Raw genomic sequence first — 25,761 nt, forward strand, 5'->3', positions numbered from 1 at the left:
CGGCCCGGCTTCGGCCGGCCCGGGGCCGCTGCCCCTCCCGGACACACCGCCCGGTACCGCACCGGTCCCCGCCCCCGGTGGTAAAGATGCCGCATGGAGTGGTTCGACCTCCCCGACGCCTGGCTCGGCAGACTGCTGCTGCAACGCGGCCTCGCCCTGATCTACCTGATGGGCTTCCTCGGCGCCGCCCTCCAGTTCCGCCCACTGGCCGGCGAGCGCGGCCTCACCCCCGCGCCCGGCTATCTGCGCCGGGTGCCCTTCCGCCGCTCCCCCAGCCTCTTCCACTTGCACTACTCGGACCGCTTCCTCGGGACCGTGGCCTGGACCGGCGCCGCGCTCTCCGCGGCCCTGCTGCTCGGCCTGGCCGACCTCGTGCCGCTGCCCGCCGCCATGGCGGCCTGGGCCGTGCTGTGGGCCCTCTACCTCTCCATCGTCAACATCGGCCAGATCTGGTACTCCTTCGGCTGGGAGTCGCTCCTGCTCGAAGCCGGCTTCCTGGCGATCTTCCTGGGCAACGACGAGACCTCCCCGCCCCGTGTCACACTGCTGCTGTTCGTCTGGCTGCTGTTCCGGGTGGAATTCGGTGCCGGCCTGATCAAATGGCGCGGCGACACCTGCTGGCGGAAACTGACCTGCCTGTACTTCCACCACGAGACACAGCCCATGCCCTCCCCGCTGAGCTGGTACTTCCACCGTCTGCCGGCCCCGCTGCACCGGATCGAGGCAGCCGCCAACCACGTCACCCAGCTCGGAGTGCCCTTTCTGCTCTTCTTCCCGCAGCCCATCGCCACCCTCGCCGCCGCCGTCGTCGTCATCACCCAGCTCTGGCTGATCGCCTCGGGCAATTTCGCCTGGCTGAACTGGCTGACCATCGTCCTGGCCTTCGCCGCCGCCGACCTCTCCTTCCTCCTCGCCCCGCCCGCCCCGGCACCGGCCACCCCGGCCTGGTTCACGATCGCCACCCTCGTCCTGGCCGTGCTGGTCGCCGTCCTCAGCTACCGCCCGGTCCGCAACCTGCTCTCCCCCCGCCAGCAGATGAACCGCTCCTACGACTCCCTGCACCTGGTCAACACCTACGGCGCCTTCGGCACGGTCACCCGGCAGCGCCACGAGGTGGTGCTGGAGGGCACCGACGACCCGGTGATCACCCCGGACACCCGCTGGCGCGAGTACGAATTCCGCGGCAAACCCGGCGACCCCGGCCGCATGCCCCGCCAGTTCGCCCCGTACCACCTGCGCCTGGACTGGCTGATGTGGTTCGCCGCCCTCTCCCCCGCCTACGCCCGCACCTGGCTGCGCCCCCTGGCCCAGCGCCTCCTGGCGGGCGACCGGCCCACCCTCCGTCTGCTGCGCACCAACCCCTTCCCCGACCGCCCCCCGGCCCACGTCCGCGCCCGTCTCTACCGCTACCGCTTCACCACCCGCCAGGAACGCCGCGCCACCGGCGACTGGTGGCACCGCACCCCGGTCCGCGAATACCTCCCCCCGCTCCCCCGCTGACCCCGTCCCCGCACGTTAACGATCATCCCCCCACATGATGTATGGTTCTGTCTGTCGGCACGCCCGGGGCCACCCAAACCCCCAGGTCAACACCGACACCGGGACGTGGCGCAGTTTGGTAGCGCACTTGACTGGGGGTCAAGGGGTCGTGGGTTCAAATCCCGCCGTCCCGACACGAGCGAAGGTCCGCTGGCCTGGGAGAAATCCCAGGTCAGCGGACCTTTTTGCACGCCCCTGACGGTTCATCACCTGACGCCCCGGCGATTACTGCACCCTACACTGGGGAACACTCGGGGATTACCGACCAGTAGGAACGCCTGCTCGAGACCGCCCCGCAACTCGGCCGGCACCGGCTGCGCTCACGGCTTTGTCGCTGCCCTACAGCGCCCGCAGGGTGCGTGCCAGTGGTGGTCCCGGCGGGCGCAGGTGGGTGCTGAGGGTCTGGCCGACGGCGGTGATCGAGCGCAGGTCGGGGTGGAGGTAGCGCTGGGTGGTGGTCAGGGAGCCGTGGCCGGTGAACAGCCGGGCGTCCGGGTTTGGCCCTGCGGCGAGAATCCGCGGCGACGATCGGCCGGACTTCCTCGATCAGCGGGACACGGCGGGCGGTCTTGCCCTTGGTGCGCTTGTCCGCCAGCCCGCCCGGGGAGGGGGTGGTCTGACGCCGCACCGTCCATGTCCAGTTGACGGTGTCGATGTCCCCCACCCGCACGCCGGAGACCTCGCCGATACGGGCGGCGGTGCAGGCGGCGAAGATCACCACCTCGCCCCAGCCCTGGTAGTGGTCGTAGGAGCGGGCCACCAGGGCCGCGGCCAGGGCGGTCAGCGCGTTCCAGTCCTTCAGCGCCAGGGAGCGGGGGCGTCGAGTTCGTCCTCGGCCTTGCTGTACTCGCTCTGCCAGCCCCTGGCATAGGCGGGGTTGGTCTCGATCAGGCCGTCCCGCCTGGCCTGCTCCATCACACGGACCAGCACAGCCAGACTGTTCTTCACCGTGGAGCGCCCGTACCCGTCGGCAATCCAGCCATAGACACTCCGGTCCACCGCCCCATTGCTGATTCCGGTTACCGGCAGATGCCCGAGGGACGGCACCACCCGCAGCGGCCACCCCGCCAGACAGGGGTCGGTGGTCTTCGGCTCCAGCCCCCGCAGCGCCAGCCTCATGTTGGCGTTGCCGTAGGCCGCCAGCGGCTGCGTGTGCGCTTCGGGATCGATTCCGCGCAGGGCAGCAGCCACCAGCCCGTCGATCCACTCCTGGGCCCGCTCCTGCGTCGGACAGGACCGCGAGACCCCCTTGCGCTCCCTCGTATGGGGGCAGGTCCAGCGCACCCGTGCCCGGTAGGGTGAGCTGCTCTGAATTTTGTGGAGTCCCTGATGAGCCCTGACTTTCGTGGAGTCGGTTCACAAGAGGTGGACATGCGCTGGAAGGCCCCTTGAACGCTTTCCAGATCGCCTACGAGGGCCGCCTCACCCCGACCAACAACTGACACTCAACAACAAAGATCAGCCGTTAAATTGACACACCCGCCACTGCCCATGCCGCGGCAACGGCCAACTCACCACATAGGACACGGTCTTAAGCCCGAAATTTCCGGTGCGTCACACTAACATACGGCCCGCGCTGCCACCCTGCTTCAGGGCAGCTCGACAACGGCGTCGCCGCCGTAATGGATCACCAGGCCAGGCAGAACCGTCGGGCACCGGTCACGGTCCGGCTCGTACCACAGTTGCTCTCCAGTGGCCGGGTCGAGACCGACCAACTGGTCGTTCGCCTCGACGAGGACTTCACCGTTCAACACGCCGCAGTACTCGTCGCCCAGCGGCCCCCAGAGTTCAGAGCCGGTGGACGGGTCCACCGCTGAGGCCGCCGAGGGGTAGAGGAGCGCGTCACCGTGCTCGTTGCGCGCCGCGCTACCGCGAATCACCAGCCCGGATTCCGGCTCGACAGCGGCCACACCCGCACCGACCTCGGTGCCGGACCACTCCGGCTCGGCGGTCGGGAGGGACCATGCGGCAAGAGGCATCACGGCCTCGTCAGCGCCTGGGGCGACCAGGAGGCCACCGGCCACGGCATAACGGTGGCGCTCGATGGCATCCAGACAGCAGTAGTTCTCGATCCGGCCGTGCACCTCCAGCGTCGCCGGATCCACGACCCCCAGCGTGTCACCGGGCAACTCGGCCAACACCCAGGCTCCCGCCGCTCCCAGGAAGCGCTCGGTACCGGAGTCCGGATGCGTCATCTCGCCGTTGTCGAGATCCACGATCACGCCGTTGCTGGACTGGTTCACACCGACGGGGGTGGTGAGCACGACATGCTGCGCGCCATCCGACCCGCTCTCGACGGCGAAGCGGGGACCGGCGAGAACGTCCACTCCGTGACACCAGCCCCCCTCGTAGGGGCTGGTCCACAACGTGTCCAGTGTGTGTGCGTCGACAGCACGCAGAAAAACCTCTTCGGAGGCTGGTTCCAAGCCCTGGGCCGGTGTCTCCACGGTGTAGGTGTCGAGCACGACGTGGGTGCCGTCGGAGCGCACGACCGACTCCGTACCGCAGCGCGGCGGGGGCGGATCGAGTTCAGTGGGACCGGCGAGCTGCGCACCGTCGGCCAGGCTGTAGGAAGTGTAAGTCACGCCGACGGTGAAGCCGTTCTCCAGAAGCTCGTCCGTCACCAGCAGCACTTCCCCGTCGGAGGAGAACCGCTCCCCGTGACTGACGTCAAGAGGCCAGGAGCCGGGTGCGGCCTGAGAGGTTTCGCCGGGAGCGCCCGATGCGGACTGCTGCGGTGCCTCGGGCTCCGGCTTCGGCGATGCTTCCTCTGTGCCGGAGCCGCATCCCACCGCCATCAGGCCCAGCAGCACCGCTGCTGCCAGGAAGCGCAAGCGACTACGGGCGGGAGAGATGGCGCAACGGCGCATCGGAACGTGTTCCTCCGACAGGACAACAGCCAGGACACAGCGCGAGCTGACACAGCGCACACAACACTAGGGCGAAAGCAGTGAGTCCGCTGGAGAAGCGGAAAACTTCTCCGAAGGCCCGAGGCGCACGCACACCGGTGACGGCTCACGACTTGGTACTGACGGTGTCGGCCGGACGACCTCCGTACCGGAGCACAGGGCACAACCGGGGCGGCCTCGAGTTCGAGTCAAGAGGAAGAGCCGGCCACACCTCGCACAGACCGCGGACGGCCGCCAGGGTGTCGCCGGTCTTGCCCAGAACAGGTCACTCGACGGCCTTCAGCGGCCGGACCTGCCGGAGCGCAGCCCAGGAAGTTGTTCGCCCTCGTGCCGGGCGGCGGACCACGGCGGCAAAGACCTCCCTGCTTCCGGCCTCGAACCGCAATGCGCGCTACCTCCCCGGCCGGATGAGGTGCAGGCGGGTGCAGTCCAGCACCAGCCGCGTGGCGGGGTGGTCGCACACGATCACGCCCTGGAGGCCGGACGGTACGCTGTCGATCTTCCAGGAGATGTAGTTCCCCATGCTGCCCGGGGCCTCCCGCTCCGCGATCCTCGCGACGCGCTTCGTCCGGGCCGCCAGGCGCCGCGCGACGACTCCGTTGCGCAGGCGCAGGGCCGCGCTGAGTGATCTGCCTCGCGGACCACTTCTCCTTCCGTCGCCAGGCCTCGGCCTCGGTCTTCTCGATCACCCACGCCGGTGTCGTACGTGGGCTGCGGCGGGGGCCGAGGGGCGGTCGAGGAGCGGAGAGGTGGCTGCCCACAAGCCGGTGGCTGCGCCTTGGGAGGATGTCTTGAAGTCGGCGCCGATCACGGTGCCGTGCTCGTCCACCCATCCACGTTCGATCTGCTCATGGAGAGTCATCTCTCGCTGGAGGCCGGTGATGATCTTGCCCGGGTGGAGAGCGAACGCCCGGACGCCGTCGATGTGCCCGAGGGCGTCGAGCTGCACGGCGAACAGGGCGTTGGCGGTCTTGGCCTGGCCGTAGGCCAGCCACTTGTCGTAGCCGGTGCGAAAGTGCGGGTCGTGCCAGCGGATGTCGGTCAGGGTGCGCCCGGCGGAGCTGTTGACGACGACGCGCATCGTCGGCGGTGGCCAGGAGGGGGTAGAGCTCGCAGGCGAGGGTGAAGTGTCCGAAGTGGTTGACGGCGAGCTGGCCTTCCCAGCCGGGTCCGAAGCGCCGCTCAGGGGTGGCCATGACGCCGGCGACGGCCATGAGGAGATCGAGTTTACTGAGGGAGTCATTGATCTGTACGGCGGCGGGCGCACGCTGTCGAGGTCCGCCAGGTCCATGGGGATGACGTCGCAAGCATCTACCTCCTTGAGAGCGGCGCGGGCGAGGCCGGGTCGGCGTGCCGGAACGATGACCCGGGCCCCGGCGGCCGCCAGGCCCCGGGTGGTTTCCAGACCGAGTCCGGAGCAGCCCCCGGTTACGACGGCGGTTGCACCGGAAAGGTCGAAGGCGGCCATGACGTCCTCGGCGGTGCTGGTGGCAGAGAAAGGCGAGCCGAGTGGCTGCTGATCAGTGATGTCATGCCGACGACGCGATGAACTAGAGCAAGGTCTAGATCAAGTCCTGGGCTGGGCGGCATGGCGACTGCCGAAACCCGTGCGGAGCCGGTGAGTGACTCTGTCGGGGATCTTGAGGGCCTGGTTCATTTGCCTTGCCGCCACCAGCATTCCCAGGTCAGGTCTCGTGAGTCGAGGTAGCGCTGGAACGCTGTGAGACCTCTGGGGTAGTGGGGGTGGGCTCGTGAGGCGAGGCGTTCGAGGTTGATGGCGATACCGGTCAGGATGTGTTGGACGTGGGTCTTGCGGTGGCCGTGGTAGCGGCTGCGGCGGGCTTGGTGGGCGTTGACGAGTTCGCAGATGGTGCCTTCGACGCCGGACCGGGTGGCGCAGAGCCGCCTCCATCGGGGATCCTGCTGGTCGGTGCGGTTGCCGGCCTGGAGTTCGTGCAGGTGACGAGGGAGGAAGCAGCGGTGCGGGCGGATTTTTCCCTCGTGCAGGCAGGACGGTCCGGGCAGGGGTCGCACTGACGGGAGGCGAACCGGGCGGCTGTGCAGGGCGCCGTGGCGGGGGCCTCGAGCCAGGTGGTACTGGTCTGGCCGTTCGGGCAGGTGACCTGGCGCCGGTCGAAGTCGATGGTGAAGTCGTCGCGGGTGAAGCCGGTCTGTTCCTTCTTCTGCCACGCTCCGCCTGGCCTTGACCGGTCCGACGAGCTGGACGCGGTGATCGCGTGCGGAGTTGTTCAGCAGGGCGGTGGAGATGCAGCCGCCGTCGACCAGGTGCTGGGCGGGCAGCAGTTGGCGGGTGTGGGGCCGGGTGTGGATGCCGGGCAGGGCCTGGGTGTCCCGGATGGGGCTGGTGGTGGCGATGTCCGTTGTCAAGTTGACGCGGGCGTCGGTGTCGCAGGTCTCGGTGACGTGGACCAGGTAGCCGTTCCAGCGGGTGTTGCCCCGGATGGCCCGGCGGGCATCCGGATCGTAGGGCTAGGCAGTTTCGTTTGGATCACCGGGCGGACCAGAGGAAGATGCCGGCGATGTGGAGTCCTGCCAGGTAGATGGTGGCGGTCTTCTCGTAGCGGGTGGCGATGCCCCGCCAGTGTTTGAGGCGGTTGATGCACCGCTCGACGGTGTTGCGCTGCTTGCAGGACTCGCGGTCGAAGGCCGGTGGCCTGCCGCCCCGGCTGCCGCGGCGCAGCCGGTGGCTGCGCTGGTCGGCGGGAACGGGAATCACTGCCCGGATACCGCGCCTGCGCAGGTGCTCGCGGATCTCGCGTGAGGAGCAGGCCTTGCCGGCCAGGACCACCTCCGGTCCGGTGCGCGGGCGTCCCCGGCCGCGGGGAACGCGCAGACGGGCCATGACCTCGGTGAAGGCGGGAGCGTCGCCGGCCTGCCCGGCGGTGAGAACGAATGCGAGGGGCCGGCAGCGGCCGTCGGCAGCGAGGCGGATCTTCGTGGTCAGTCCGCCGCGGGAGCGGCCGATGGCGTGGTCGGCCGGTTCGCCGGCCGCGGCCCCTTTTCGCGGGCCCCGGCCGCGTGCTGGTGGGCCCGCACGATCGTGGAGTCCACCGAGACGGCCCAGCCGAGGTCCTCCTCCGCGTCGGCCTGGGCCACCAGACCGGTGAACACCCGCTCCCAGGTGCCGTCGGCGGCCCACATCCGCAGCCGGTTGTAGACGCCTCGCCAGTTGCCGTACTTCTCCGGCAGGCGGACCCACTGCGTGCCGGTCTGGAACTTGTGGGCGATCGCGTCGATCACCTCACGATGGTCCCGCCAGCGGCCACCCCGCTTCGGCGTCCGGTCCGGAAGGAGCGGCCCGATCCGCGCCCACTGCGCATCAGTCAACGGCACACCCGGACCAACGACCAACTGATCCAAACGAAACTGCCTAGTGCCCGTTCGCCGTCCGCTGCGGCAAGCACTGGATCCGCACCGCTCGTCACTGCCGCATCCGCCCAATCCGCCAGCACTGACCAGCAGGGACCGGGCACCCCCGGATCCCAGTAGTCGCATGATCCGCCGGACAGTGCCCAACAGAGGGCGCCGCAGCGTCCTTCGGTGCAGCAGGCCTCGGTGAGCATGATGTCCCTCGGCTGCCCCGGTGGCTCCGAGCCGCCCGCTGCGGACCAGTTGCTCCGGGGCGTCGGCCGGCCCCTTGTCGAACACGGCCCGCGAGGACCGGCATCCCGTCGATCACCATCCTGGCGTCAGCCGGGCTGCGTGTGCGCTTCGGGATCGATTCCACGCAGGGCAGCAGCCACCGGCCCGTCGATCCGCTCCCGGGCCCCTCACCTGGTCGTGTTCCAGCGACGGAAAGCCGGCGCTTCGCCGGGGCCGCGGCGCCGGTGTCAGGCGGTGAAGACCTTGCCCGGGTTGAGGATGCCCGCCGGGTCCCACGCCCGCTTGATGCCACGGTGCAGGTCCAGCACCGCCGGGCCCAGTTCGTCGGCCAGGCCGCGCATCTTCAGCAGGCCCACGCCGTGCTCGCCGGTGACCGTGCCTCCCAGCGCGAGCGCCTGGTCGACGACCTCTTCGAACACGCCGCGGCAGCGGGCGAGTTCCCGCTCGTCACCGCGCGGCACGACCAGCATCGGGTGCAGGTTGCCGTCCCCGGCGTGCGCCAGGGTGGCGATGTGCACGCCGTGCCGCGCGGCGACGTCCGCGAGGCGTGCGAGCATCTCGGGCAGGAGAGTGCGGGGGACGCAGACGTCCTCGCTGAGCACCATGCCCAGGCGTTCCAGCGCAGGGTAGACCAGGCGCCGGGCGGCGAACAGGGCGTCCGCCTCGGCCGGGTCGCCGGACCGCGCGCTCCAGGTGGCGCCGGCCGCCTCAAAGCAGGCCAGCACGGTGTCCGCCTCCTGGGCGCCCACCGCGCCGGGCGCATCGCAGCGGGCCAGCAACAGCACGTCGCCGCCGTCGGTGAGGCCCATGTTCTTCCACTCGTCGACGGCACGCAGGGAGAAGCGGTCGACGAGTTCCAGGGCGCTCGGGACCACACCGGAGGCCACCACCCGGGCGACGGCCCGGCCGGCGCTCGGCAGGTCGGCGAAGTAGCCCACGACGGTGTGCTCCTGGGCGCGCTCGCCCCGCAGCCGCACCGTGATCTCGGTGACCAGGCCCAGGGTGCCCTCCGAACCGACCAGCAGACCGGCGAGTTCGAAACCGGCCGAGCTCTTGGCGGTGCGCCGCCCCAGCCGGACCACGTCGCCGCGACCGGTGACCACCTCGAGGCCCAGCACGTAGTCCCGGGTGACGCCGTACTTCACGCAGCACAGTCCGCCCGCGTTGGTGGCAACGTTCCCGCCGATGGTGGACCACGGGGCGCTGGCCGGATCCGGCGGGTACCAGAGGCCCTTGGCAGCACACGCGGCACGCAGGTCCTCGTTGACGACGCCGGGCTGTACGACGGCCAGCCGTTCCTCCGTGTCGATGCGCAGGACCCGGTCCATCGCCGAGAAGGACACCACCACCGCGCCCCGGACCGCGTTGGCGCCGCCGGACAGGCCGGTGCCCGCCCCGCGGGCCACGACCGGCACGCCGTGCTCCGCGCAGTGGGCCACGACGGCCGCCACCTCGGCGGTGCCATGGGGCTGCACCACGGCAGCCGGAAGCGCGTAGGGGGCGCCCGCTGCTTCGTCATGGGCGAAGGACGCCACCAGGGCCGGGTCGGTGATCACCCGTCCGGCCGGGAGGAGCCCTGCGAGATCACTCGGTGTCGTGGTCACCCCGGTGAGGCTGGCATCCGGGGCAGCAGCCGTTCAATTGGCCGTTGGTACAGGCCATGGCGCCTGTACCAACGGCCAATTGCCCGGCCCCCGAGCCTTGGGCCAGCCTTGCTTGACGTCAGGTCAAGGCCGTGTCCGCGGTCCTCGGGAGGGTGAGTCGATGACGGCAGTGCTGATGGGAATCGGGAGCTTTCTCCCGCCCGTGACGGTCACGAACGACGACCTCTCCCGCACCCTGGACACCACGGACGAGTGGATCCGTACCAGGACGGGCATCCGGGAGCGGCGGTTCGTCTCCGAGGGCATCTCGACGGGGAGCATGGCCGTGACGGCCGGTGAGCGTGCCCTGCGGTCGGCCGATGTGTCCGGGGTGGACGCCGTGGTCGTGGCGACCACCTCGCCCGAGCGTCTCTGCCCGGCGGTGGCGCCGGAGGTGGCGTCGCGGCTGGGTCTGGGACCGCTGGCCGCGTTCGACTTGACCTCGGCGTGCAGCGGTTTCCTGTACGGGCTCGCCACCGCGTCCGGCCTGATCGCCGCCGGCACCGCCGACACCGTGCTGTTCATCGGGTCGGAGGCGTTCACCACGCTGGTGGACCCGGCGGACCGGACCACGGCGCCGATCTTCGGCGACGGCGCGGGCGCGGTCGTCCTGCGCAGGGGCGAACCGGACGCCCCCGGCGCGCTGGGTCCGTTCGACCTCGGCAGCGACGGCGCACTGGCCGACTTGCTGGCCATTCCGGCGGGCGGTGCCCGGCAGCGTTCCGCCGACGGCGGCCTGGGGCACGCCACGGTTCCGACGGGTGACTGGTACCTGCGGATGGCGGGGCGTCCTCTCTACACGCAGGCCGTCGAGCGGATGACGCAGTCGGCGCAGGCGGCCCTCAAACGCGCCGAGTGGTCCGCGGCGGACGTCGACTGGTTTGTCGGCCACCAGGCCAACATCCGGATCGTGCGTGCGGTCGCGGAGGAGCTGGAGCTTCCCGGGGAGCGGGTTGCGGTGAACATCGACAGGGTCGGCAACACCCTGGCCGCGTCCGTGCCCCTGCTGCTGAACGACTACGCCGCCCGCGGGGACCTCAAGGCGGGCCAGCGGGTGCTGCTGTCCGCCTTCGGGGCCGGTCTGTCCTGGGGCTCGACCACGCTCGTGTGGCCGGAGATCCGGGCCGAGTCCGTCGACTGACGGCTTCCCGGTTCCGCGTCCCCCGGTTCCCTCTTCACCTGACGTACCCCCACAGCCTTCCAGGAGGAGACATCATGAGTGCCGCCCACGAGTCCGTCGTCGAGGTCTTCGTCGCCCGTTTCGATCTGGATGCCGAGGCGGTGGTGCCCGAGGCCACCTTCGACGACCTCGGTCTCGACTCCCTGTCGCAGCTCGAACTGGCCACCGCCCTGAAGAAGCGCCTGGGCGTCGCGATCAGCGACGAAGAGCTGTCCGAGATCTCCTCGGTCTCCGACATCGTCGCCCTGGTCGAGAAGAAGGGCGCTGCGGTCCGATGACCGGCTACGCGACCGCCGTCACCGGCATCGGCCTGGTGACTCCCGCCGGTATCGGCGTCAAGGAGAGCTGGGACCGTGTGGTCGAGGGCCGGCCGACGGCGGCGCACCACGCCGACCTGGAGGGCCTGCCGGTGTCCATGGCATGCAGGGTGCCCGACTTCGCCCCCGCCGCCCTGGGGCGCACCGCCTGGCAGTGGGACCGCTACTCCCAGTTCGCCGTCGCCGCCACGCGTGAGGCGCTGGACCAGGCCGGGCTCGTCCCGGGCGAGTGGGCGGACAGCTCACGGGTGGCGGTGGTCCTGGGCTCCGGCGCCGGGGGCACCGCCACGCTGGAGGCGCAGCACCGCGTACTGCTGGAGGAGGGGCCGGAGGAGATCTCCGCCATGACCCTCCCGATGGGGCTGCTCAACATGGCCGCCGGCCAGGTGGCGATCGACATCGGGGCCAACGGGCCGTGCTCGGCCCCCTGCACGGCGTGCGCGGCCGGGGCCAGCGCGATCGGCCTGGGCCGTGAGCTGCTCCGCTCGGGGCTGGCCGACATCGTCGTGGCCGGTGGTGCCGAGGCGCCGATCACGCCGCTGTACCTGTCCTCGTTCGCGAGGATGCGGGCGCTGTCACGGCGGCTCGACGACCCGGGGACCGCGTCGCGTCCCTTCGACAGGGCCCGCGACGGGTTCGTGCTCGGCGAGGGCGCCGGAGTCGTCGTGCTGGAGTCCGAGGAGCATGCGCGGGCCAGGGGCGTGCGGCCGGTTGCCCGGGTCATCGGGTACGGCGCCTCCGCGGACGCGCATCATGTGACGTCCCCGCACCCGGAGGGCAGGGGCGCCGAGCTGGCGGTCCGTGCGGCTCTCGCGGACGCCGGGCTGACCGGCCGGGACATCGGCTACGTCAACGCGCACGGCACCTCGACCCCGCTCAACGACGTCATCGAGGCGGGAGTGATCCAGCGGGTGGCCGGCCCGGAAGTGCGGGTGAGCTCCACCAAGGGCGTCACCGGGCACCCGCTGGGAGCGGCCGGTTCCATCGAGGCCGCGTTCGCTGCGCTCACGGTGCACCACAGTGTGATCCCGCCTTCGGCGGGCACCGCCGAGGTCGATCCGCGGGTGGAGGTGGACGTCGTGCACGGCGCGGCGCGCCACGCCCGGGTCGACGTGGCCTTGAGCAATTCGTTCGGCTTCGGCGGCCAGAACGCGGCCCTGCTGATCGCCTCGGCCTGACCCCTTCCTGAGCTCCGCCTGATCGCGGCGGCTCCCTCCGCCGGTCGCCTCACAACCCCACCGCGGGAGTCACAGCCGCGGGAAAGGACCCACACATGACCTCGTCGGCCTCCGCCGAACTGTCCCGGCTGCTCTTCGACGGCAGGTACGAGCAGACGCACCAGGACCTGCACGAGCTGCTGCTGGACCCGGTCTTCGACTTCCGCGAAGGGCTGACCATGACCGAGGCCGGGAAGCTGGCCTACGAACGGTCGCGAGCCGTGCACGCCGGACTGGAACGTCCGCGGGATGTCCTGGCCGATCCATGGCGGCTGTTCGCGCTGGCCGAATGGCCGTCACTGGTGGACGTCTCCACGTTCTCGCTGCTGATGGTGCACTACAACCTGGCCTTCGGAACCGTCGTGGAGCACGGCGACCGCGAGGACCTGAAGGACCTGTTCGACGAACTGGACCGACTGGATTCCTTCAGCCCGTACATGGCCACCGAGCTGGGCTACGGCAACAATGTGGCCGCCCTGCGCACCGAGGCCGTCTACGATTCCGCCACCGAGACGTTCGTCCTGAACACGCCCGACGCCCTCGCGCAGAAGTACATGTCCTACAGCGGGTTCCAGGACGTCCCCAAGCTGGCCGTGGTGATGGCACGGCTGAAGGCGGACGGCAAGGACCACGGCGTGTACCCGTTCCTCGTCCGGATCAGCGACGGGAAGCAGTTGTGCAGGGGTGTGCACGCCGCGCCGTGCCCGGAGAAGCCGGTGCAGGGCCTCGACAACGGCCTCACCTGGTTCGACCACGTGCGCGTCCCGCGCCGCCAGCTGCTCCACGGCGACATGGGCGGCTTCGACGCCGACGGCGTGTTCCGCCCGGCGTCCGGCAATCGGCGCAAGCGCTTCCTGCGCGCGATGAACCGCATTCTGCCCGGCCGGCTGTGCGTGTCCAGCGCGGCGACGGGTGCGGGCCGGGCGAGCGTGTACATCGCGCTGCGGTTCGCGGCGCAGCGGCTCACCAACGCGCCCGGCCGCAACGACCTGCCGATCATCGAGTACCGCAGTCACCAGCTCGCGCTGTACACCGCGCTGTCCCGGACGTACGCGATGACGCTGCTGCTCAACCATGCCAAGCGGGAGTTCACGGCGGCGCCGCAGGACGCCCTCTCCGCCGGGCTGAACCATCTGGTGTCGATCACCAAGGCGCTGTCCACCTGGGAGATGACCGACGTCGTCGCCACCTGCCGTGAGCGCTGCGGTGCGCAGGGCATCTTCAGCGCGAACCGGATCGCGGACTACGGGTCGCTGCTCCAGGGCCTGGTGACCGCGGAGGGCGACAACCAGGTGCTGCTGGCCACCACCGCCGGGCAGATCATCGCGCAGTACGGCGACGGCGACGGCACTGAGCCGGCCCCGGCCCCCGACCCCGCGGGACGGCACCTGGGGGACCTCGCGTTCCTGGTGGCGGCGGTACGGCACCGGGAGGCGGAGCTGCTCCGGGAGGCCGCCGCCGCCATGGCGGACGACACCGGCGGCCGGACGTACTTCGAGAACTGGAACGGCACCATCAACACCGGTCTGGAGATGGCCCGGGCCCGGGGTGTGCGGACCGCGCTGGAGTGCTTCGCCGCCGCGCTCGGCACGCTGGAGGACGAGTCGGCGCGGACGGCGCTCGGCCTGCTGGCCGCGCTGTACGGGCTGAGCGAGGTGCGCCGGGACGCCGGCTGGTACCTGGCGCGCGGTGTGCTGACCGCCGAGCAGGTGGAGCGGCTGCCCCGGGAGACGGACATGCTGTGCGTGCGGCTCCAGCCGTACACCGACGCCCTGATCGGCGGCTTCAGACTCTCCCCGGAACTGCTGAGGGCGCCGATCGCCGCTGACGACTACGTGAGCGCCTTCCAGCAGTGCACCGGCGCCTTCGGACCGGCCGCCGGCGCGGTCGCCGAGGGGAGCTGAGCGCCATGGCGAGGCACAGCTACTTCTGCCCGATCCGCTGGTCGGACATGGACGTCTACGGCATCGTCAACAATGTCTCCTATCTGCGCTATCTGGAGGAGGCGCGGGTCGACTTCATCTTCCGGATGGCGCCGAACGACGGCGACGCCTTCTTCAAGGACGGGTCGGTGGTGGTGGAGCACCGGATCCGCTACCGGCGCCGGCTGGTCCACCGGCCTGAACCAGTGGAAATCGAGATGTGGGTCTCCGGCCTCCAGTCGGCGACGGTGGCCATCGACTACGTGGTCCGCGACGGCGACACCGTGTACGCCACTGCCTCGACCGTGATGGCGCCGTTCGACTACCGGGCCGGGCGGCCCCGGCGGCTGACCGACGAAGAGTTCCGCTTCTTCGAGAAGTACCTCGAGCAGACAGCGGCGGCCGGCTGAGATGCGGCTGCTGCGGATCGGACCGCCGGGCGGTGAGCGGCCCTGCGCGGTGGGCCCCGACGGGGCCGTGCGGGACCTGTCCTCGTGGGTGCCGGACTGGACGGGTGCGGCCCTCGACCCCGACGCGCTGCAGGAGACGGCGGCGCGGCTGGTACGGGAGGCCGTCGGGCTGCCGGCGGTCGACCCGGCCGCCGGGCGGGTCGGCCCGCCCGTCCGGCCGGGCGGGCATCTGCTGTCGATCGGGCTCAACTACCGGGCGCACGCTGCGGAGGCGGGCCTGGCGCTGCCCGACGAGCCGATCGTGGCCAGCAAGGCGCCGACCACGCTGGTCGGCCCGTGCGACGACCTGCTGCTGCCGCCGGGCGGTGAGAAGACGGACTGGGAGGTCGAGCTGGCCGTGGTGATCGGCCGACGCGCGCAGTACCTGCCGGACCCCGCCTCCGCGCTGCGCCATGTCGCGGGGTACGCCACCGGCAACGACGTATCGGAGCGGAGCTGGCTCCTGGAACGCGGCGGGCAGTGGGTGAAGGGCAAGTCCTTCGAGTCGTTCAGTCCGCTGGGCCCGTACCTGGTCACCCCGGACGAGGTGGGAGACCCGGGCCGGCTGCGGCTGACCTGCCGGGTGAACGGCCGGATGATGCAGGACGGGTCCACCGCGGACATGGTCTTCGAGGTGTCCCACCTGCTCTGGTACCTGAGCCAGTGCATGGTGCTGCACCCCGGTGACGTTGTGCTGACCGGGACGCCCGCCGGAGTCGCGCTGGGCCGCCCCGACCAGCCGTACCTGCGGGCCGGTGACGTGGTGGAGGCGGAGGTGTCGGGGCTGGGCGCACAGCGGCAGCAGTGCCGGGCGGTGGTCCTGGGCGGCGCGGAGGCGGACGCCCCGGAGGTCGCGGCCGCCCCCGTCCGGCCTGCTTCGTCCGCACGGACCCGGTCGTGACCGGGCGTCGGCCCCGGCGCGGTCCGCACCACCGCGGCCGCGCCGGCCACGGCGCCGGTGGGCGCGCAGATCCCGGAAGGAGAGGAAACGGATGACCGTCCAGCAGGACCTCACGGAGGAGCTGCCGGGCACGTGCACCGGCATCCGGGCGCGGGTGGCCGACCTGCACGCGACCAGGGAACGGGTGCGCGGCGGTCCGAGCGAGCGCGCGACCCTGGCCCAGCACGCCAAGGGCAAACTGACCGCCCGCGAACGGATCGACGTGCTGCTGGACGCGGGGTCGTTCAACGAGATCGAGCAGTTGCGCCGGCACCGGGCGGCCGGCTTCGGCATCGAGGACCGCAGACCGCACACGGACGGCGTGATCACGGGCTGGGGGACGGTCGAGGGCCGCACCGTGTTCGTGTACGCGCACGACTTCCGGATCTTCGGCGGGGCGCTCGGCGAGGCACACGCGGAGAAGATCCAGAAAGTCATGGACATGGCCATCGCGGCGGGTGCTCCCCTGGTCTCGCTCAACGACGGAGCCGGGGCGCGCATCCAGGAGGGCGTCTCGGCCCTGGCCGGCTACGGCGGCATCTTCCGCCGCAATGTGCGGGCCTCGGGGGTGATCCCGCAGATCTCGGTGATCCTGGGTCCGTGCGCGGGCGGCTCGGCCTACTCCCCCGCCCTGACCGACTTCGTGTTCATGGTCCGCGGCACCTCGCACATGTTCATCACCGGACCCGACGTGGTGAAGGCCGTCACGGGCGAGGACGTCAGCCAGGAGAAGCTCGGGGGCGCCGATGTCCACGCGGAGCTGTCGGGTGTCGCGCACTTCGTGTACGAGGACGAGCGGACCTGCCTGGCCGAGGTCCGGTACCTGCTGTCCCTGCTGCCGTCCAACAACCGGCAGAACCCGCCGGCCGTCCCGTGCGCCGACCCGGACGACCGGCGCAACGACGCCCTCCTCGGACTGGTCCCGGCCGAGGGCCGGCTGCCGTACGACATACACCGGGTGATCGAGGAGATCGTCGACCACGGCGACTTCCTGGAGGTCCACGAGGGCTGGGCACGCAACGTCGTGTGCGGGCTGGCCCGGCTCGGCGGCCAGGTGGTGGGCATCGTCGCCAACCAGCCGCTCGCTCTGGCCGGGGTGCTCGACATCAAGGCCAGCGAGAAGGCCGCCCGGTTCGTGCGGACGTGCGACGCCTTCAGCATCCCTCTGCTGTCCCTGGTGGACGTGCCGGGTTTCCTGCCCGGGGTGGGCCAGGAGCACGACGGGGTGATCCGCCACGGGGCCAAGCTGCTGTACGCCTACTGCGAGGCCACGGTGGCGCGGGTCCAGCTGATCCTGCGCAAGGCCTACGGCGGCGCGTACATCGTCATGGACTCCCGCTCGATCGGCGCCGACCTCTCCTACGCCTGGCCGACCAACGAGATCGCGGTGATGGGCGCCGAGGGCGCCGCGAACGTCATCTTCCGCAAGCGGATCGCCGAGGTCGACGACCCGGAGGCCCTGCGGGCCCAGCTTGTCAAGGAGTACCGGTCCGAGCTGATGCACCCCTACTACGCGGCCGAGCGCGGCCTCGTCGACGACGTGATCGACCCCGTCGAGACCCGGGCGCTGCTCGTCCGCGCCTTCCGGATGCTGCGGAGCAAGCACGCGGACCAGCCGTCCCGCAAGCACGCCAACATCCCCCTGTGACCTGAGAAACCCCCGTGACCTCGTGCCCCGGAGCGCACCCATGACGATCACCTTCACCACCGAGACCGCCGTCCGCCGGCCGGCCGCCGAGCGGGCGGCACTGATGGAGTCACCCGCCTTCGGCGAGGTGTTCACCGACCACATGATCAGCATCGACTGGGAACGGGACCGGGGCTGGCACAACGCCCGGCTGCACCCGTACGGGCCACTGGTGCTCGACCCGTCGGCCCAGGTGTTCCACTACGGCCAGGAGGTCTTCGAGGGCATGAAGGCGTACCGGCGCCGGGACGGCACGGTGGTGACCTTCCGCCCGTACGCCAACGCGGCCCGGCTGAACCGCTCCTGCGCGCGCATGGCGATGCCGCCGCTGCCCGGGGAAACCTTCGTCGAGGCTCTCGAGCTGCTGGTCGGCGCCGACCGCGACTGGGTCCCGGACCGGCCCGGGCACAGCCTCTACCTGCGCCCGTTCATGATTGCCACCCAGCCCACCATCGGCTTCTACGGCCCTTCCTCCGCCTACCGGTTCATGGTGATCGCCTCACCTGCGGCCTCCTACTTCACGGCGGGGTCGACCCCGCTCACCGTGTGGCTTTCCCAGGACTACACCCGGGCGGCCCCCGGCGGCACCGGCGAAGCCAAGTGCGGCGGCAACTACGCGGGAACGCTGGTCGCGCAGGCGCAGGGCAAGGAGATGGGCTGCGACCAGGTGGTGTGGCTGGACTCGGCGGAACGCCGCTGGGTGGACGAGATGGGCACCAGCAACCTCTTCTTCGTCTACGGCGACCGGCTGGTGACGCCGGAGCTGTCCGGGACGCTGCTGGCAGGCGTCACCCGGGACTCGGTGCTGACCCTGGCGGCCGAGCTCGGCCACCGGGCCGAGGAGGGGCGGATCAGTGTAGAGCAGTGGCGGGCCGACGCCGAGGCGGGGGCGCTGACCGAGGTGTTCTCCTGCGGCACCTCGTCGATGATCACCTCGATCGGCTTCGTCCGGAGTGCGGACGGGGACTGGACGATCGGCGGCGGCACGCCCGGCCCGGTCACCGAGCGGCTGTGCGCGGAACTGGCCGGGATCCAGGACGGTTCGCGACCGGACCCGTTCGGCTGGGTCCACAAGATCGCCTGACCGGCGTCCGCCGGTCCGGGCCAACCGAAGGTGCAGAAGGGTGCGTGGAAGACATGAGCCGTTCGGTCCTCGTGACTGGAGGGAACCGGGGGATCGGCCTCGCCGTGGCGCGTGCCTTCGCGCAGGCCGGCGACAAGGTCGCGCTGACCTACCGCACGGGTGAACCGCCGCGGGCCGCGACCGGCCTCGGCTGCCTCGCCGTCACCTGCGACGTCACCGACTCGGCGCAGGTCGAGCAGGCGTTCAAGGAGGTGGAGGCGGCACACGGCCCGGTGGAGGTACTGGTGGCCAACGCCGGCATCACCCGGGACCGGCTGCTGCTGCGGATGGCCGAGAAGGACTTCACGGACGTGCTGGACACCAACGTGACGGGTGTGTTCCGGGTGGTCAAGCGGGCCGCCGAGGAGATGGTCGGCGCACGGCGGGGACGGATCGTCCTGATCTCCTCGGCAGTCGGCCTGCTGGGCGCGGCGGGGCAGACCAATTACGCGGCGTCGAAGGCGAGTCTGGTCGGCTTCGCCCGGTCCGTCGCCCGCGAACTGGGCTCCCGGGGGGTCACCTGCAACGTGGTGGCGCCGGGCGTGGTCGACACGGACATGACCAAGGCGCTCAAGGAGAAGCAGCGTACGGCCATACTGAGCAAGGTACCGCTGGGGCGCAGCGCAGAGCCGGCGGAGGTGGCGGCCGCGGTCCGGTTCCTCGCCTCCGAGGACGCCGCCTACATCACCGGAACCATCCTGTCGGTGGACGGCGGCTGGGGCATGGGGCACTGAAGCCGGGCCGTGCGCGTGCTCAGGAGTGCTCCGAGACGAGAATCGCGCGCGTGCCGGATTCCAGCGCCCGGAAGACGTGCGGGACGTCGGCCGGGTAGCTGATGTAGTCCCCCGGGTACAGTTCCACCGGTTCGTCGGCGGTGCCCACCAGGGCCCGGCCGGCGCCGATCACGACATGCTCGACGATGCCGGGCATGTGCGGTGCGGAGGAGCGCTGCGGGCCCGGCTCGGCCGCGATGCTGTAGAGGTCCCGCCGCGCCCCCGGAGGAGAGGCGGCCAGCAGGGTGGCCCGGTAATCGCTCTGCGCCGAGCCGATGGCCGGTCCCTCGCCCGCGCGGAGCACCTGGACGGGAGGACGGGAGGAGGCCAGCAGCCGGGAGAAGGGGATCTCCAGGGCCACGCACAGCGCCCACAGCGTCTCCAGACTGGGATTGCCGGTACCGGACTCCAGTTGCGAGAGCGTGGACTTGGCGATCCGGGCACGTCGGGCGACTTCGGTGAGGGAGAGCCCCGCCCGGACTCGCTCCGCACGCAGGGATGCGGCGATCACTGCCAAAGGCGGCTTGAGAGTGGGGTCGACGTCGGACACGCGCGTTCGCTCCAATGGTCGATCGTTCGCCTTGACGAACACCCTCCAGGGTGTTCACCATAAACACCATGCGTACGTTATGGGAAACGCTGGGCAAGGGGCCATTGCGGGACATCGCGCTCGTCTGCCTGGCCGTGGGGGTCATCGGTCTGTCGTACGGAGCCATCTCGGTCACCTCGGGCTTCCCCTGGTGGTTCCCGGTGCTCATGGGCGCGCTCGTCCTGGCGGCGTCGTCCGAGTTCCTCTTCGTCGGGATCATCGCCGCCGGGGGGAGCCCGATCGCCGCGCTGCTGGCGGGCCTGCTGGTCAACGCCCGCCACCTGCCGTTCGGTCTGGCGATGCCCGATGTGCTCGGGCGGGGCTGGCGCGGGCTGCTCGGCACGCATCTGATGAACGACGAGACGGTCGTCTTCGCCATCGCCCAGGAGGGGCTCGCGCGCAAGCGGGCCGCATACTGGGCCTGCGGCCTCGGCATCCTGGCCTGCTGGCCCGCCGGCGCCGCGCTCGGCGCGCTGCTCGGCAGCGTCGTCCGGGACACCGACGCCCTCGGCCTGGACGCGATGTTCCCCGCGGTGATCCTGGCCCTGATCCTGCCCGCGATGAAGGACCGGGCAATGCGGCGCACCGCGCTGGCCGGCTCGGCAATCGCGCTGGCCCTCACCACCTTCCTGCCGGCCGGACTGCCGGTCCTGGTCGCGCTGGCCGCGCTGCCGCTGTTCCGGACGAAGAACCTCGAAGGAGCAGCACGATGAGCAATCACTTTCCCCTGCTGCCGGCGCTGGCGGCGATGTCCGCCCTGGCGGCCGGGACCTTTCTGCTACGCCTCTCCGGTCCCGCCCTGCGGGCGAAGGTCACCTTCCCGAAGCAGGTCGAGAAGCTGCTGGAGGTCTCGGCGGTCGTATTGCTCGCCGCACTGACGGCCACGGCGGCGCTCACCGAGGGCGACGGCTTCGCCGGCGCGGCCCGGGCGCTCGGGGTACTGGTCGGCGGAGTGCTCGCCTGGCTCAGGGCCCCCTTTCTCGTCGTCGTCCTCGCGGCGGCCGGGACAGCGGCGCTCCTGCGACTCGCGGGCGTTCCGTGACATCCCCGAAACCATTCCGAAGAGCGCCCGGAGGAACCTGTCCGGGCGGCCTCGCGCATTTCACCGGGCGATGCACCGCCCGAGAATTCAAACATCATGGCGGAATTCAGCCACTTGTCTCAGACATTGCCTCTGGTATTGCTCGCTCCAGTAGCGGCCGAGTACCCTACCACTAGGTAACGACCTCCAGAGGTCGGCCACCCGTGTTCGCATTGCTCGCCTTTCGTTCGGGATGCCGTTCCATCGAGATGCTCAAGGGGAACCATCGTGGGTGGGGGAGTCGGACTCCTTCCGTTACTGCACCTCAGGACTCCCGTAGTACGCCTCGATCACGTCCGGGGTTCGGCCCGCCATCCGCCCGTCGAAGCCGCCCGGAATTCCTTTCCGGCGTCGACGTCGGCCCTGCTCCTTGGTGGCCGTCGAAGAATTTCGAGGGCACTCCGGTAACTCCCGACGAAATCATGCACTTTCTGCGCCCATATCGAGCCACCCGGGGCGAGGCGAATCGGCTGGCCGGTCCGAGGCCGGTCGGACCGACTCCGGGTACGCCACCGGAAGTAGCCGGAATTCACACGCCGCGCAGCACAGTCCGACCGGCCGGGAATTGACCTGCCTGACGTGCCCCCAAGCCTGCCCTCATTCGTTCCCCGGAACGACGCTGCACCGTTCGCCGCCCCCATGCCCCGCGGCCGACCCGGCTGGTCGGCCTGCCCTTCCGCCCACCCTGCGGGACTCACCGGCGAGGCCCGCACGCGTCGACGCGCGCAGACTCACCCCACGAGATGACCGCCCACCAGCCAGAGGGAACCGAGGAACCGTCATGCGCACCGCAGAACCCCTGACAACGTCCCCCCACCTCATCGCCGCCCGGCAGGCGGCACTGGTCCACCACCACGTCTGGGACGCCGCTCTGACACGAGTGCCGCTGTTATCCGAGCGTGAACTCGACGTCTTCCGGACGCTGGCGAAGGGATCGTCGAACCGGGCCATCGCTACCCAGCTGTTCATCACCGAACGCACCGCCAAGGCCCATGTCGCCCAGATACTGGCCAAACTCGTCGTGGAGTCCCGCCTCCAGGCCGGCATCGTCGGGTTCGCCTGGGAGATCCTCACCCACGGCGCCGCGGTCCCCTGCGCCACCGACCCGACCAGGTGCCACCCCCTGAGACTGAGAACTCCGAGTCCGGGTTACTGACACCGACCGCGACCGCCGCAAGGACCTCCGCAGCGACGGCACTCGCTGTCAACCGTCCAGGGGTTGGACACTTCTGCCGAAGGTGTTCACCGGGCCGAGAAGATCGTGTGGGCCACTGCCCAACTGTGACGATCCACGACGATCCGGTAGGCATCGCCGGGGAGAGGGCCTGTGTGCGGGTCTTCCCGCGGGCTGCGCATTTGCCGTAGTAGCTGCGGGAGGCGGGGTCGTGCGGGGCGGCGGTGGCGTCGGGGCGGAGCGCGCCGGCCCCGACGCCACCGGCAAGGGCCGGATCGCTCCGGTCCTCCGCCCGCCACGCGGGCCCGCCCGCCGCCCCTCCCCGCCGGGCCGAACACAAGCGGAGAGGGCGGCGGTGCCGATCGCGGGCCCTGTGACGGCTGCCGCCGGGCGACCGTTCGTCGAGCACGTCGCGTCAGCACTGGGTGGACAGGCCGGACAGCGGCTGCTGGCGCACCTGCCGGTCGCGGTGAGCGGGTCCACGCTGCTGCGGCAGATCCGGCGGCTGGCTCTTCCACCGGTCCCGGAAATCGAGGTGGTGGGCGTGGATGAGTTCGCCTTGCGCCGTGGCCGGCGCTTCGGCGCCACCGTGCTGGACATGGCCTCCCACCGACCGGTGGACGTGCTGCGGCTGGACCATGCCACCGCGTTGATCCGGCGGCGGAGGCGGACGAGCGCATCGTGCTGCACCCCTGGGCAGGTCGTGCTGACCAGCCGCGAAGGTCACGGGCTCGCGGTGGTGGTGGGTGACGGCGGCAGCATCTTTTTCGGCGTCAGCTCAGCGTGGATTGCGACGGTTTCCCCGCTTGCGGTGAGCGCTGCACCATTGCGGCGCAGGGCGGCAAGCGCCGCCGTGTTGTCAGTCGTCGTGTCCGCGACTACGGTCCGTGCACCGGCTCTCACGGCTGTGTCAAGCAGGATGCGGACAGTAGCGGTGCCGATTCCGCGTCCGCGATGAGTGCGGCCGAGCCACAAGCCGATTTCGAGGACATCATGGCTGTCGCGGAGGGCCAGGCGGGCTGATCCCACGATTTCACCGTGGTGGGTGACCGCGAACGTGGACTCGCGGAGCGGGCCGGCAAGCCCGGGGCGTCGGGCCCGGTGCCAGTTTCGGAAGGTCTCCTGTCGTTCGGCCGTCCATCCTGGTGGACCGGCCACGGGAGGCATGACCTCTTCGGGTGCTGCGTCCTTGACGGCTACCGCGAGGAGTTCTTCGAGGCTGTCCTCGTCCACTTGCTGCACTTCCACCCGGCCGGCCATGCGTTCCCCCTGCTCTGAGTGCTGGACACCGATTGCTCCGTTGATCCTCACGTTCTGTGTGGTGTAGTGCCAGGGGTTTTCGACAGGGCGGCAGGCGCGGCAGCGCGGGCTCTACGCCCGACTCGGCTTCCGCAAGGTCCGTACGGCACTGATCGCCGTACCCGCCGAATACGTCGGCTCCGTCCACGTGCCGTGTTCCGGCAGCCCTGTGAGCACAGACAGGCCGGAGCGCCCCAGGGAAGCGGGGGCGGTAGTGCCCGGTGTCCGGCTGGTGGTGGTCGGGGGTGGCCGCGTCCTTGCGGAGACGATCTGCACCCGCGCCACCCGGGGCCCCGGCCTGGAGGCCGTCGTGAAGCTCGCCGGGGAGGTCCGATCCTCCGGCGTCGCCGTGACCCTCGTCGTCCACGAACACAAGCGGCTCGGCCGTGGCGCCCGCCATCAAAGGTGACGGGTTCACAAGGCCCGGGATTTTACGAACGCCCTGCCGAAGTCCGCGCGCTGCTGCGGGCGGGTGAGCGGCCGGTGACCGACCTGGCCCGGGAGCTGGGGATGAGCCAGCCGGGGGCGTCCAAGCACCTGCGGGTGCTCCGGGAGGTGGGGCTGGTGCGGGTCCGCGGGGCGGGCAGGCAGCGCCTCTACGGCCTGGACGCCAGCGGGCTGCGTCCGGTCCACGAGTGGGTCGGCGGATTCGAGCGGTTCTGGAACGAGAGTTTCGACCGGCTGGACACCTACGTGCAGGACCTCAAGCAGACACGGCGGGAGGAATGACCGATGGAAGCGGCAAGGCAGGAAACGCGGGCGGAGTCGGCGACGGGCGACCGGGAGATCGTGATCTCCCGGCTCATCGACGCCCCGCGGGAGCTGGTGTTCGAGGCGTTCACCGAGGTCCGGCACCTGTCGCGGTGGTGGGGTCCGGAGGGGTTCACCACCACTACGCGGTTTTTCGAGTTCCGCGAGGGCGGGGAGTGGTACTTCGTGCTGCACGGGCCGGACGGGACCGACTACTCCGGGTGGATCCGCTGGCTGCGGATCGCCCCTCCGGAGCGCATCGCGCTGCTGCACGGTGAGTCCCGCGACGACCCGAACGCCTTCGAGTCGGTCCTGACCTTCACACCGGACGGCGCGGCGACCCGGATCGTGATGCGCACCGTGTTCCCCACCAAGGAACTGCGCGACGAGGCGGTCGAGAAGTACCACGCGGTCGAGGGCGGCCGGCAGACCCTGAGCAACCTGGCGGCCTACGTCACTGAGATCGTTCGGAAGGGGGCGGAGGGCTGATGGCCGGGAAGGTGTTCTTCAGCGTGTCGATGTCGCTGGACGGGTTCATCGCGCCCGAGTCCCTCGGGGACTTGATGGGGCAGCAGTGGATGGAACTGCAGCAGTGGATCTTCCCGCAGCGGTTCTTCCGGGAGAACCTGAAGCTGGGCGAGGGCGGCGAGGAGGGGCGCGACAACGACATCGTGCGGGAGACGTTCGAGCGCACCGGTGCGAGCGTCATGGGCAAGCGCATGTTCGACGCCGGCGAGCAGATGTGGCCGGCGGAGGCGCCGTTCCACACGCCGGTCTTCGTCGTGACGCACGAGAAGCGTGACCCCTGGGAGCGGCCGGGCGGGACCACGTTCCACTTCGTCAACGACGGCATCGAGCCCGCGCTCGACCAGGCCCGCGAGGCCGTCGGCGACCGCGACATCCGCATCGCGGGCGGCGGTGCGACGGTCCTGGAGTACGTGAACGCCGGCCTGGTCGACGAGTTCTCGATCGCGCTGTCGCCCGTGCTGTTCGGCTCCGGAATTCGCCTGTTCGAGGGCGTGGACGCGTCCAGGATCGCGCTGGAGCCGGTCCGTTCGGAGCCATCGTCGCGGGTGACGCACCTGACCTACGCCGTGCACCCACGGTAGCCGCGCCACCCCGCTCCACCCCAGCGATCCGAGCACCCGCGGCCGGAGAACTGCACCATTCGCCTGATCGTCCCGAGGGACGGCGGCTCGGGTCCTGCCCGGCAGACCGTGCTGGAGACGTTCCACCGCCTCGGCACGACCGTGAGGGGATCGAGCAGTTCCGGATGGCGGCTCTCGATGTTCCACCGGATGCGGACCACCGCTGACGTGCATGTAGGCCACGGCGGTGGCACAGGCGAAGCGGGTGTTGCTGGTGGGAAGGGGCTTGAGCAGGGCGAGGGTGTGCAGCAGGACGACGGCGGCGACCAGGGCGGAGAAGTCGGTGACGACAGGCTGCTCGGGGAGGACGTCCTCGTGGCGGTGCAGCGGCCGGGGCACGTCGATGCGGTTACCCGGGCCCGGTACGGGAATCCGCCTGCCCCGGGGCCGCACAACG

At 70.7% G+C, this 25,761-nt stretch carries 25 protein-coding genes, 1 tRNA gene and 3 pseudogenes; 17 read left to right on the forward strand and 12 right to left on the reverse strand.

Annotated elements, in window-relative coordinates:
- Window positions 1-93 precede the first annotated feature (93 nt).
- Window positions 94-1,500: a lipase maturation factor family protein gene (locus BM242_RS14810; RefSeq protein WP_093839288.1), complete on the forward strand. Its 1,407-nt coding sequence runs from the start codon at window positions 94-96 to the stop codon at window positions 1,498-1,500.
- A gap of 99 nt (window positions 1,501-1,599) precedes the next feature.
- Window positions 1,600-1,673, forward strand: a tRNA-Pro gene (locus BM242_RS14815).
- 664 nt (window positions 1,674-2,337) lie between these two features.
- Here BM242_RS14815 and BM242_RS30265 read toward each other — a convergent pair.
- The 8 genes and pseudogenes from BM242_RS30265 to BM242_RS14850 all read right to left on the reverse strand — a co-directional run bounded on the left by BM242_RS30265 (window position 2,338) and on the right by BM242_RS14850 (window position 9,676).
- On the reverse strand, window positions 2,338-2,730 hold the full coding sequence (locus BM242_RS30265; RefSeq protein WP_245834089.1) for a hypothetical protein: 393 nt from the start codon (window positions 2,728-2,730) through the stop codon (window positions 2,338-2,340).
- A gap of 398 nt (window positions 2,731-3,128) precedes the next feature.
- Window positions 3,129-4,373, reverse strand: coding sequence for a PQQ-binding-like beta-propeller repeat protein (locus tag BM242_RS14825; protein ID WP_175541420.1), 1,245 nt, complete (start codon window positions 4,371-4,373; stop codon window positions 3,129-3,131).
- Between the two features lie 466 nt (window positions 4,374-4,839).
- A complete protein-coding gene (locus tag BM242_RS30830; RefSeq protein ID WP_281254685.1) occupies window positions 4,840-4,971 on the reverse strand; it encodes a hypothetical protein in 132 nt (43 codons plus the stop codon).
- 210 nt (window positions 4,972-5,181) lie between these two features.
- A pseudogene (locus tag BM242_RS14835) lies at window positions 5,182-5,916 on the reverse strand (SDR family NAD(P)-dependent oxidoreductase); the annotation flags it as partial.
- 185 nt (window positions 5,917-6,101) lie between these two features.
- The gene (locus tag BM242_RS31165) at window positions 6,102-6,482 is read right to left on the reverse strand and encodes a transposase (protein ID WP_175541421.1); all 381 of its coding nucleotides are present in this window, start codon (window positions 6,480-6,482) and stop codon (window positions 6,102-6,104) included.
- Between the two features lie 2 nt (window positions 6,483-6,484).
- A pseudogene (locus BM242_RS31170) lies at window positions 6,485-6,682 on the reverse strand (hypothetical protein); the annotation flags it as partial.
- 275 nt (window positions 6,683-6,957) lie between these two features.
- Window positions 6,958-7,820 (reverse strand): IS5 family transposase gene (locus BM242_RS14845; RefSeq protein ID WP_175541436.1). Its coding sequence is split into 2 segments (ribosomal slippage): window positions 6,958-7,472 and window positions 7,472-7,820, totalling 864 coding nucleotides; the frame shifts between segments, so codons are not numbered across the junction.
- A 479-nt stretch (window positions 7,821-8,299) separates the two neighbouring features.
- Complete coding sequence (locus tag BM242_RS14850; protein WP_093839291.1) at window positions 8,300-9,676, reverse strand: FAD-binding oxidoreductase; 1,377 nt, start codon at window positions 9,674-9,676, stop codon at window positions 8,300-8,302.
- 160 nt (window positions 9,677-9,836) lie between these two features.
- Here BM242_RS14850 and BM242_RS14855 point away from each other — a divergent pair, with 160 nt between their 5' ends.
- From BM242_RS14855 to fabG, 9 genes are all read left to right on the forward strand, one after another.
- Entirely contained in the window at window positions 9,837-10,856 is a 1,020-nt protein-coding gene (locus tag BM242_RS14855) for a beta-ketoacyl-ACP synthase III (RefSeq protein ID WP_175541422.1), read from the forward strand.
- A gap of 74 nt (window positions 10,857-10,930) precedes the next feature.
- Entirely contained in the window at window positions 10,931-11,173 is a 243-nt protein-coding gene (locus BM242_RS14860) for an acyl carrier protein (RefSeq protein WP_093839293.1), read from the forward strand.
- Entirely contained in the window at window positions 11,170-12,390 is a 1,221-nt protein-coding gene (locus BM242_RS14865; RefSeq protein ID WP_093839294.1) for a beta-ketoacyl-[acyl-carrier-protein] synthase family protein, read from the forward strand. The genes BM242_RS14860 and BM242_RS14865 overlap by 4 nt, the downstream gene beginning before the upstream one ends.
- A 95-nt stretch (window positions 12,391-12,485) precedes the next feature.
- The gene (locus tag BM242_RS14870; protein ID WP_093839295.1) at window positions 12,486-14,333 is read left to right on the forward strand and encodes an acyl-CoA dehydrogenase family protein; all 1,848 of its coding nucleotides are present in this window, start codon (window positions 12,486-12,488) and stop codon (window positions 14,331-14,333) included.
- Window positions 14,334-14,338: 5 nt separating this feature from the next.
- Window positions 14,339-14,761: an acyl-CoA thioesterase gene (locus tag BM242_RS14875; RefSeq protein WP_093839296.1), complete on the forward strand. Its 423-nt coding sequence runs from the start codon at window positions 14,339-14,341 to the stop codon at window positions 14,759-14,761.
- Between the two features lies 1 nt (window position 14,762).
- The gene (locus BM242_RS14880) at window positions 14,763-15,701 is read left to right on the forward strand and encodes a fumarylacetoacetate hydrolase family protein (RefSeq protein WP_093839297.1); all 939 of its coding nucleotides are present in this window, start codon (window positions 14,763-14,765) and stop codon (window positions 15,699-15,701) included.
- Between the two features lie 91 nt (window positions 15,702-15,792).
- Window positions 15,793-17,388: an acyl-CoA carboxylase subunit beta gene (locus tag BM242_RS14885; RefSeq protein ID WP_093839298.1), complete on the forward strand. Its 1,596-nt coding sequence runs from the start codon at window positions 15,793-15,795 to the stop codon at window positions 17,386-17,388.
- Between the two features lie 40 nt (window positions 17,389-17,428).
- On the forward strand, window positions 17,429-18,511 hold the full coding sequence (locus BM242_RS14890) for a branched-chain amino acid aminotransferase (RefSeq protein WP_093839299.1): 1,083 nt from the start codon (window positions 17,429-17,431) through the stop codon (window positions 18,509-18,511).
- Between the two features lie 53 nt (window positions 18,512-18,564).
- Window positions 18,565-19,284 (forward strand): 3-oxoacyl-ACP reductase FabG, encoded by a 720-nt coding sequence (gene fabG / locus BM242_RS14895; RefSeq protein WP_093839300.1) that lies wholly within the window; start codon window positions 18,565-18,567, stop codon window positions 19,282-19,284.
- Window positions 19,285-19,303: 19 nt separating this feature from the next.
- Here fabG and BM242_RS14900 read toward each other — a convergent pair whose 3' ends face one another.
- On the reverse strand, window positions 19,304-19,873 hold the full coding sequence (locus BM242_RS14900) for a helix-turn-helix domain-containing protein (RefSeq protein WP_093839301.1): 570 nt from the start codon (window positions 19,871-19,873) through the stop codon (window positions 19,304-19,306).
- Window positions 19,874-19,941: 68 nt separating this feature from the next.
- Here BM242_RS14900 and BM242_RS14905 point away from each other — a divergent pair, with 68 nt between their 5' ends.
- The 3 genes from BM242_RS14905 to BM242_RS14915 all read left to right on the forward strand — a co-directional run bounded on the left by BM242_RS14905 (window position 19,942) and on the right by BM242_RS14915 (window position 22,149).
- Complete coding sequence (locus tag BM242_RS14905; RefSeq protein WP_093839302.1) at window positions 19,942-20,625, forward strand: AzlC family ABC transporter permease; 684 nt, start codon at window positions 19,942-19,944, stop codon at window positions 20,623-20,625.
- Window positions 20,622-20,954, forward strand: coding sequence for an AzlD domain-containing protein (locus tag BM242_RS14910; RefSeq protein WP_093839303.1), 333 nt, complete (start codon window positions 20,622-20,624; stop codon window positions 20,952-20,954). Before BM242_RS14905 ends, BM242_RS14910 begins: the two co-directional genes overlap by 4 nt.
- Window positions 20,955-21,774: 820 nt before the next feature.
- Window positions 21,775-22,149: a LuxR C-terminal-related transcriptional regulator gene (locus tag BM242_RS14915; protein ID WP_093839304.1), complete on the forward strand. Its 375-nt coding sequence runs from the start codon at window positions 21,775-21,777 to the stop codon at window positions 22,147-22,149.
- A 433-nt stretch (window positions 22,150-22,582) separates the two neighbouring features.
- On the opposite strand, the gene BM242_RS14920 is transcribed toward BM242_RS14915, so the two are convergent.
- Together BM242_RS14920 and BM242_RS14925 are read right to left on the reverse strand one after the other, a co-directional pair.
- Window positions 22,583-22,807, reverse strand: coding sequence for a hypothetical protein (locus BM242_RS14920; RefSeq protein WP_093839305.1), 225 nt, complete (start codon window positions 22,805-22,807; stop codon window positions 22,583-22,585).
- A gap of 83 nt (window positions 22,808-22,890) precedes the next feature.
- Complete coding sequence (locus tag BM242_RS14925; RefSeq protein WP_093839306.1) at window positions 22,891-23,427, reverse strand: GNAT family N-acetyltransferase; 537 nt, start codon at window positions 23,425-23,427, stop codon at window positions 22,891-22,893.
- A 444-nt stretch (window positions 23,428-23,871) separates the two neighbouring features.
- On the opposite strand from BM242_RS14925, the gene BM242_RS14935 reads away from it, so the two are divergent.
- Genes BM242_RS14935 through BM242_RS14945 form a run of 3 tightly spaced genes read left to right on the forward strand, consistent with a single transcriptional unit; the run spans window position 23,872 to window position 25,325 of the window.
- On the forward strand, window positions 23,872-24,195 hold the full coding sequence (locus tag BM242_RS14935) for an ArsR/SmtB family transcription factor (protein ID WP_093839308.1): 324 nt from the start codon (window positions 23,872-23,874) through the stop codon (window positions 24,193-24,195).
- Window positions 24,196-24,198: 3 nt separating this feature from the next.
- A complete protein-coding gene (locus BM242_RS14940) occupies window positions 24,199-24,705 on the forward strand; it encodes an SRPBCC domain-containing protein (RefSeq protein WP_093839309.1) in 507 nt (168 codons plus the stop codon).
- Window positions 24,705-25,325, forward strand: a complete 621-nt coding sequence (locus tag BM242_RS14945; RefSeq protein WP_093839310.1) for a dihydrofolate reductase family protein — start codon at window positions 24,705-24,707, stop codon at window positions 25,323-25,325. Before BM242_RS14940 ends, BM242_RS14945 begins: the two co-directional genes overlap by 1 nt.
- A 198-nt stretch (window positions 25,326-25,523) precedes the next feature.
- On the opposite strand, the pseudogene BM242_RS14950 reads toward BM242_RS14945, so the two are convergent.
- Window positions 25,524-25,736 (reverse strand): annotated as a pseudogene (locus BM242_RS14950) (toxin Doc); the annotation flags it as partial.
- Between the last annotated feature and the right edge of the window lie 25 nt (window positions 25,737-25,761).

This window comes from Streptomyces aidingensis, from assembly GCF_900112355.1.
GTDB classification, from domain to species: domain Bacteria; phylum Actinomycetota; class Actinomycetes; order Streptomycetales; family Streptomycetaceae; genus Streptomyces; species Streptomyces aidingensis.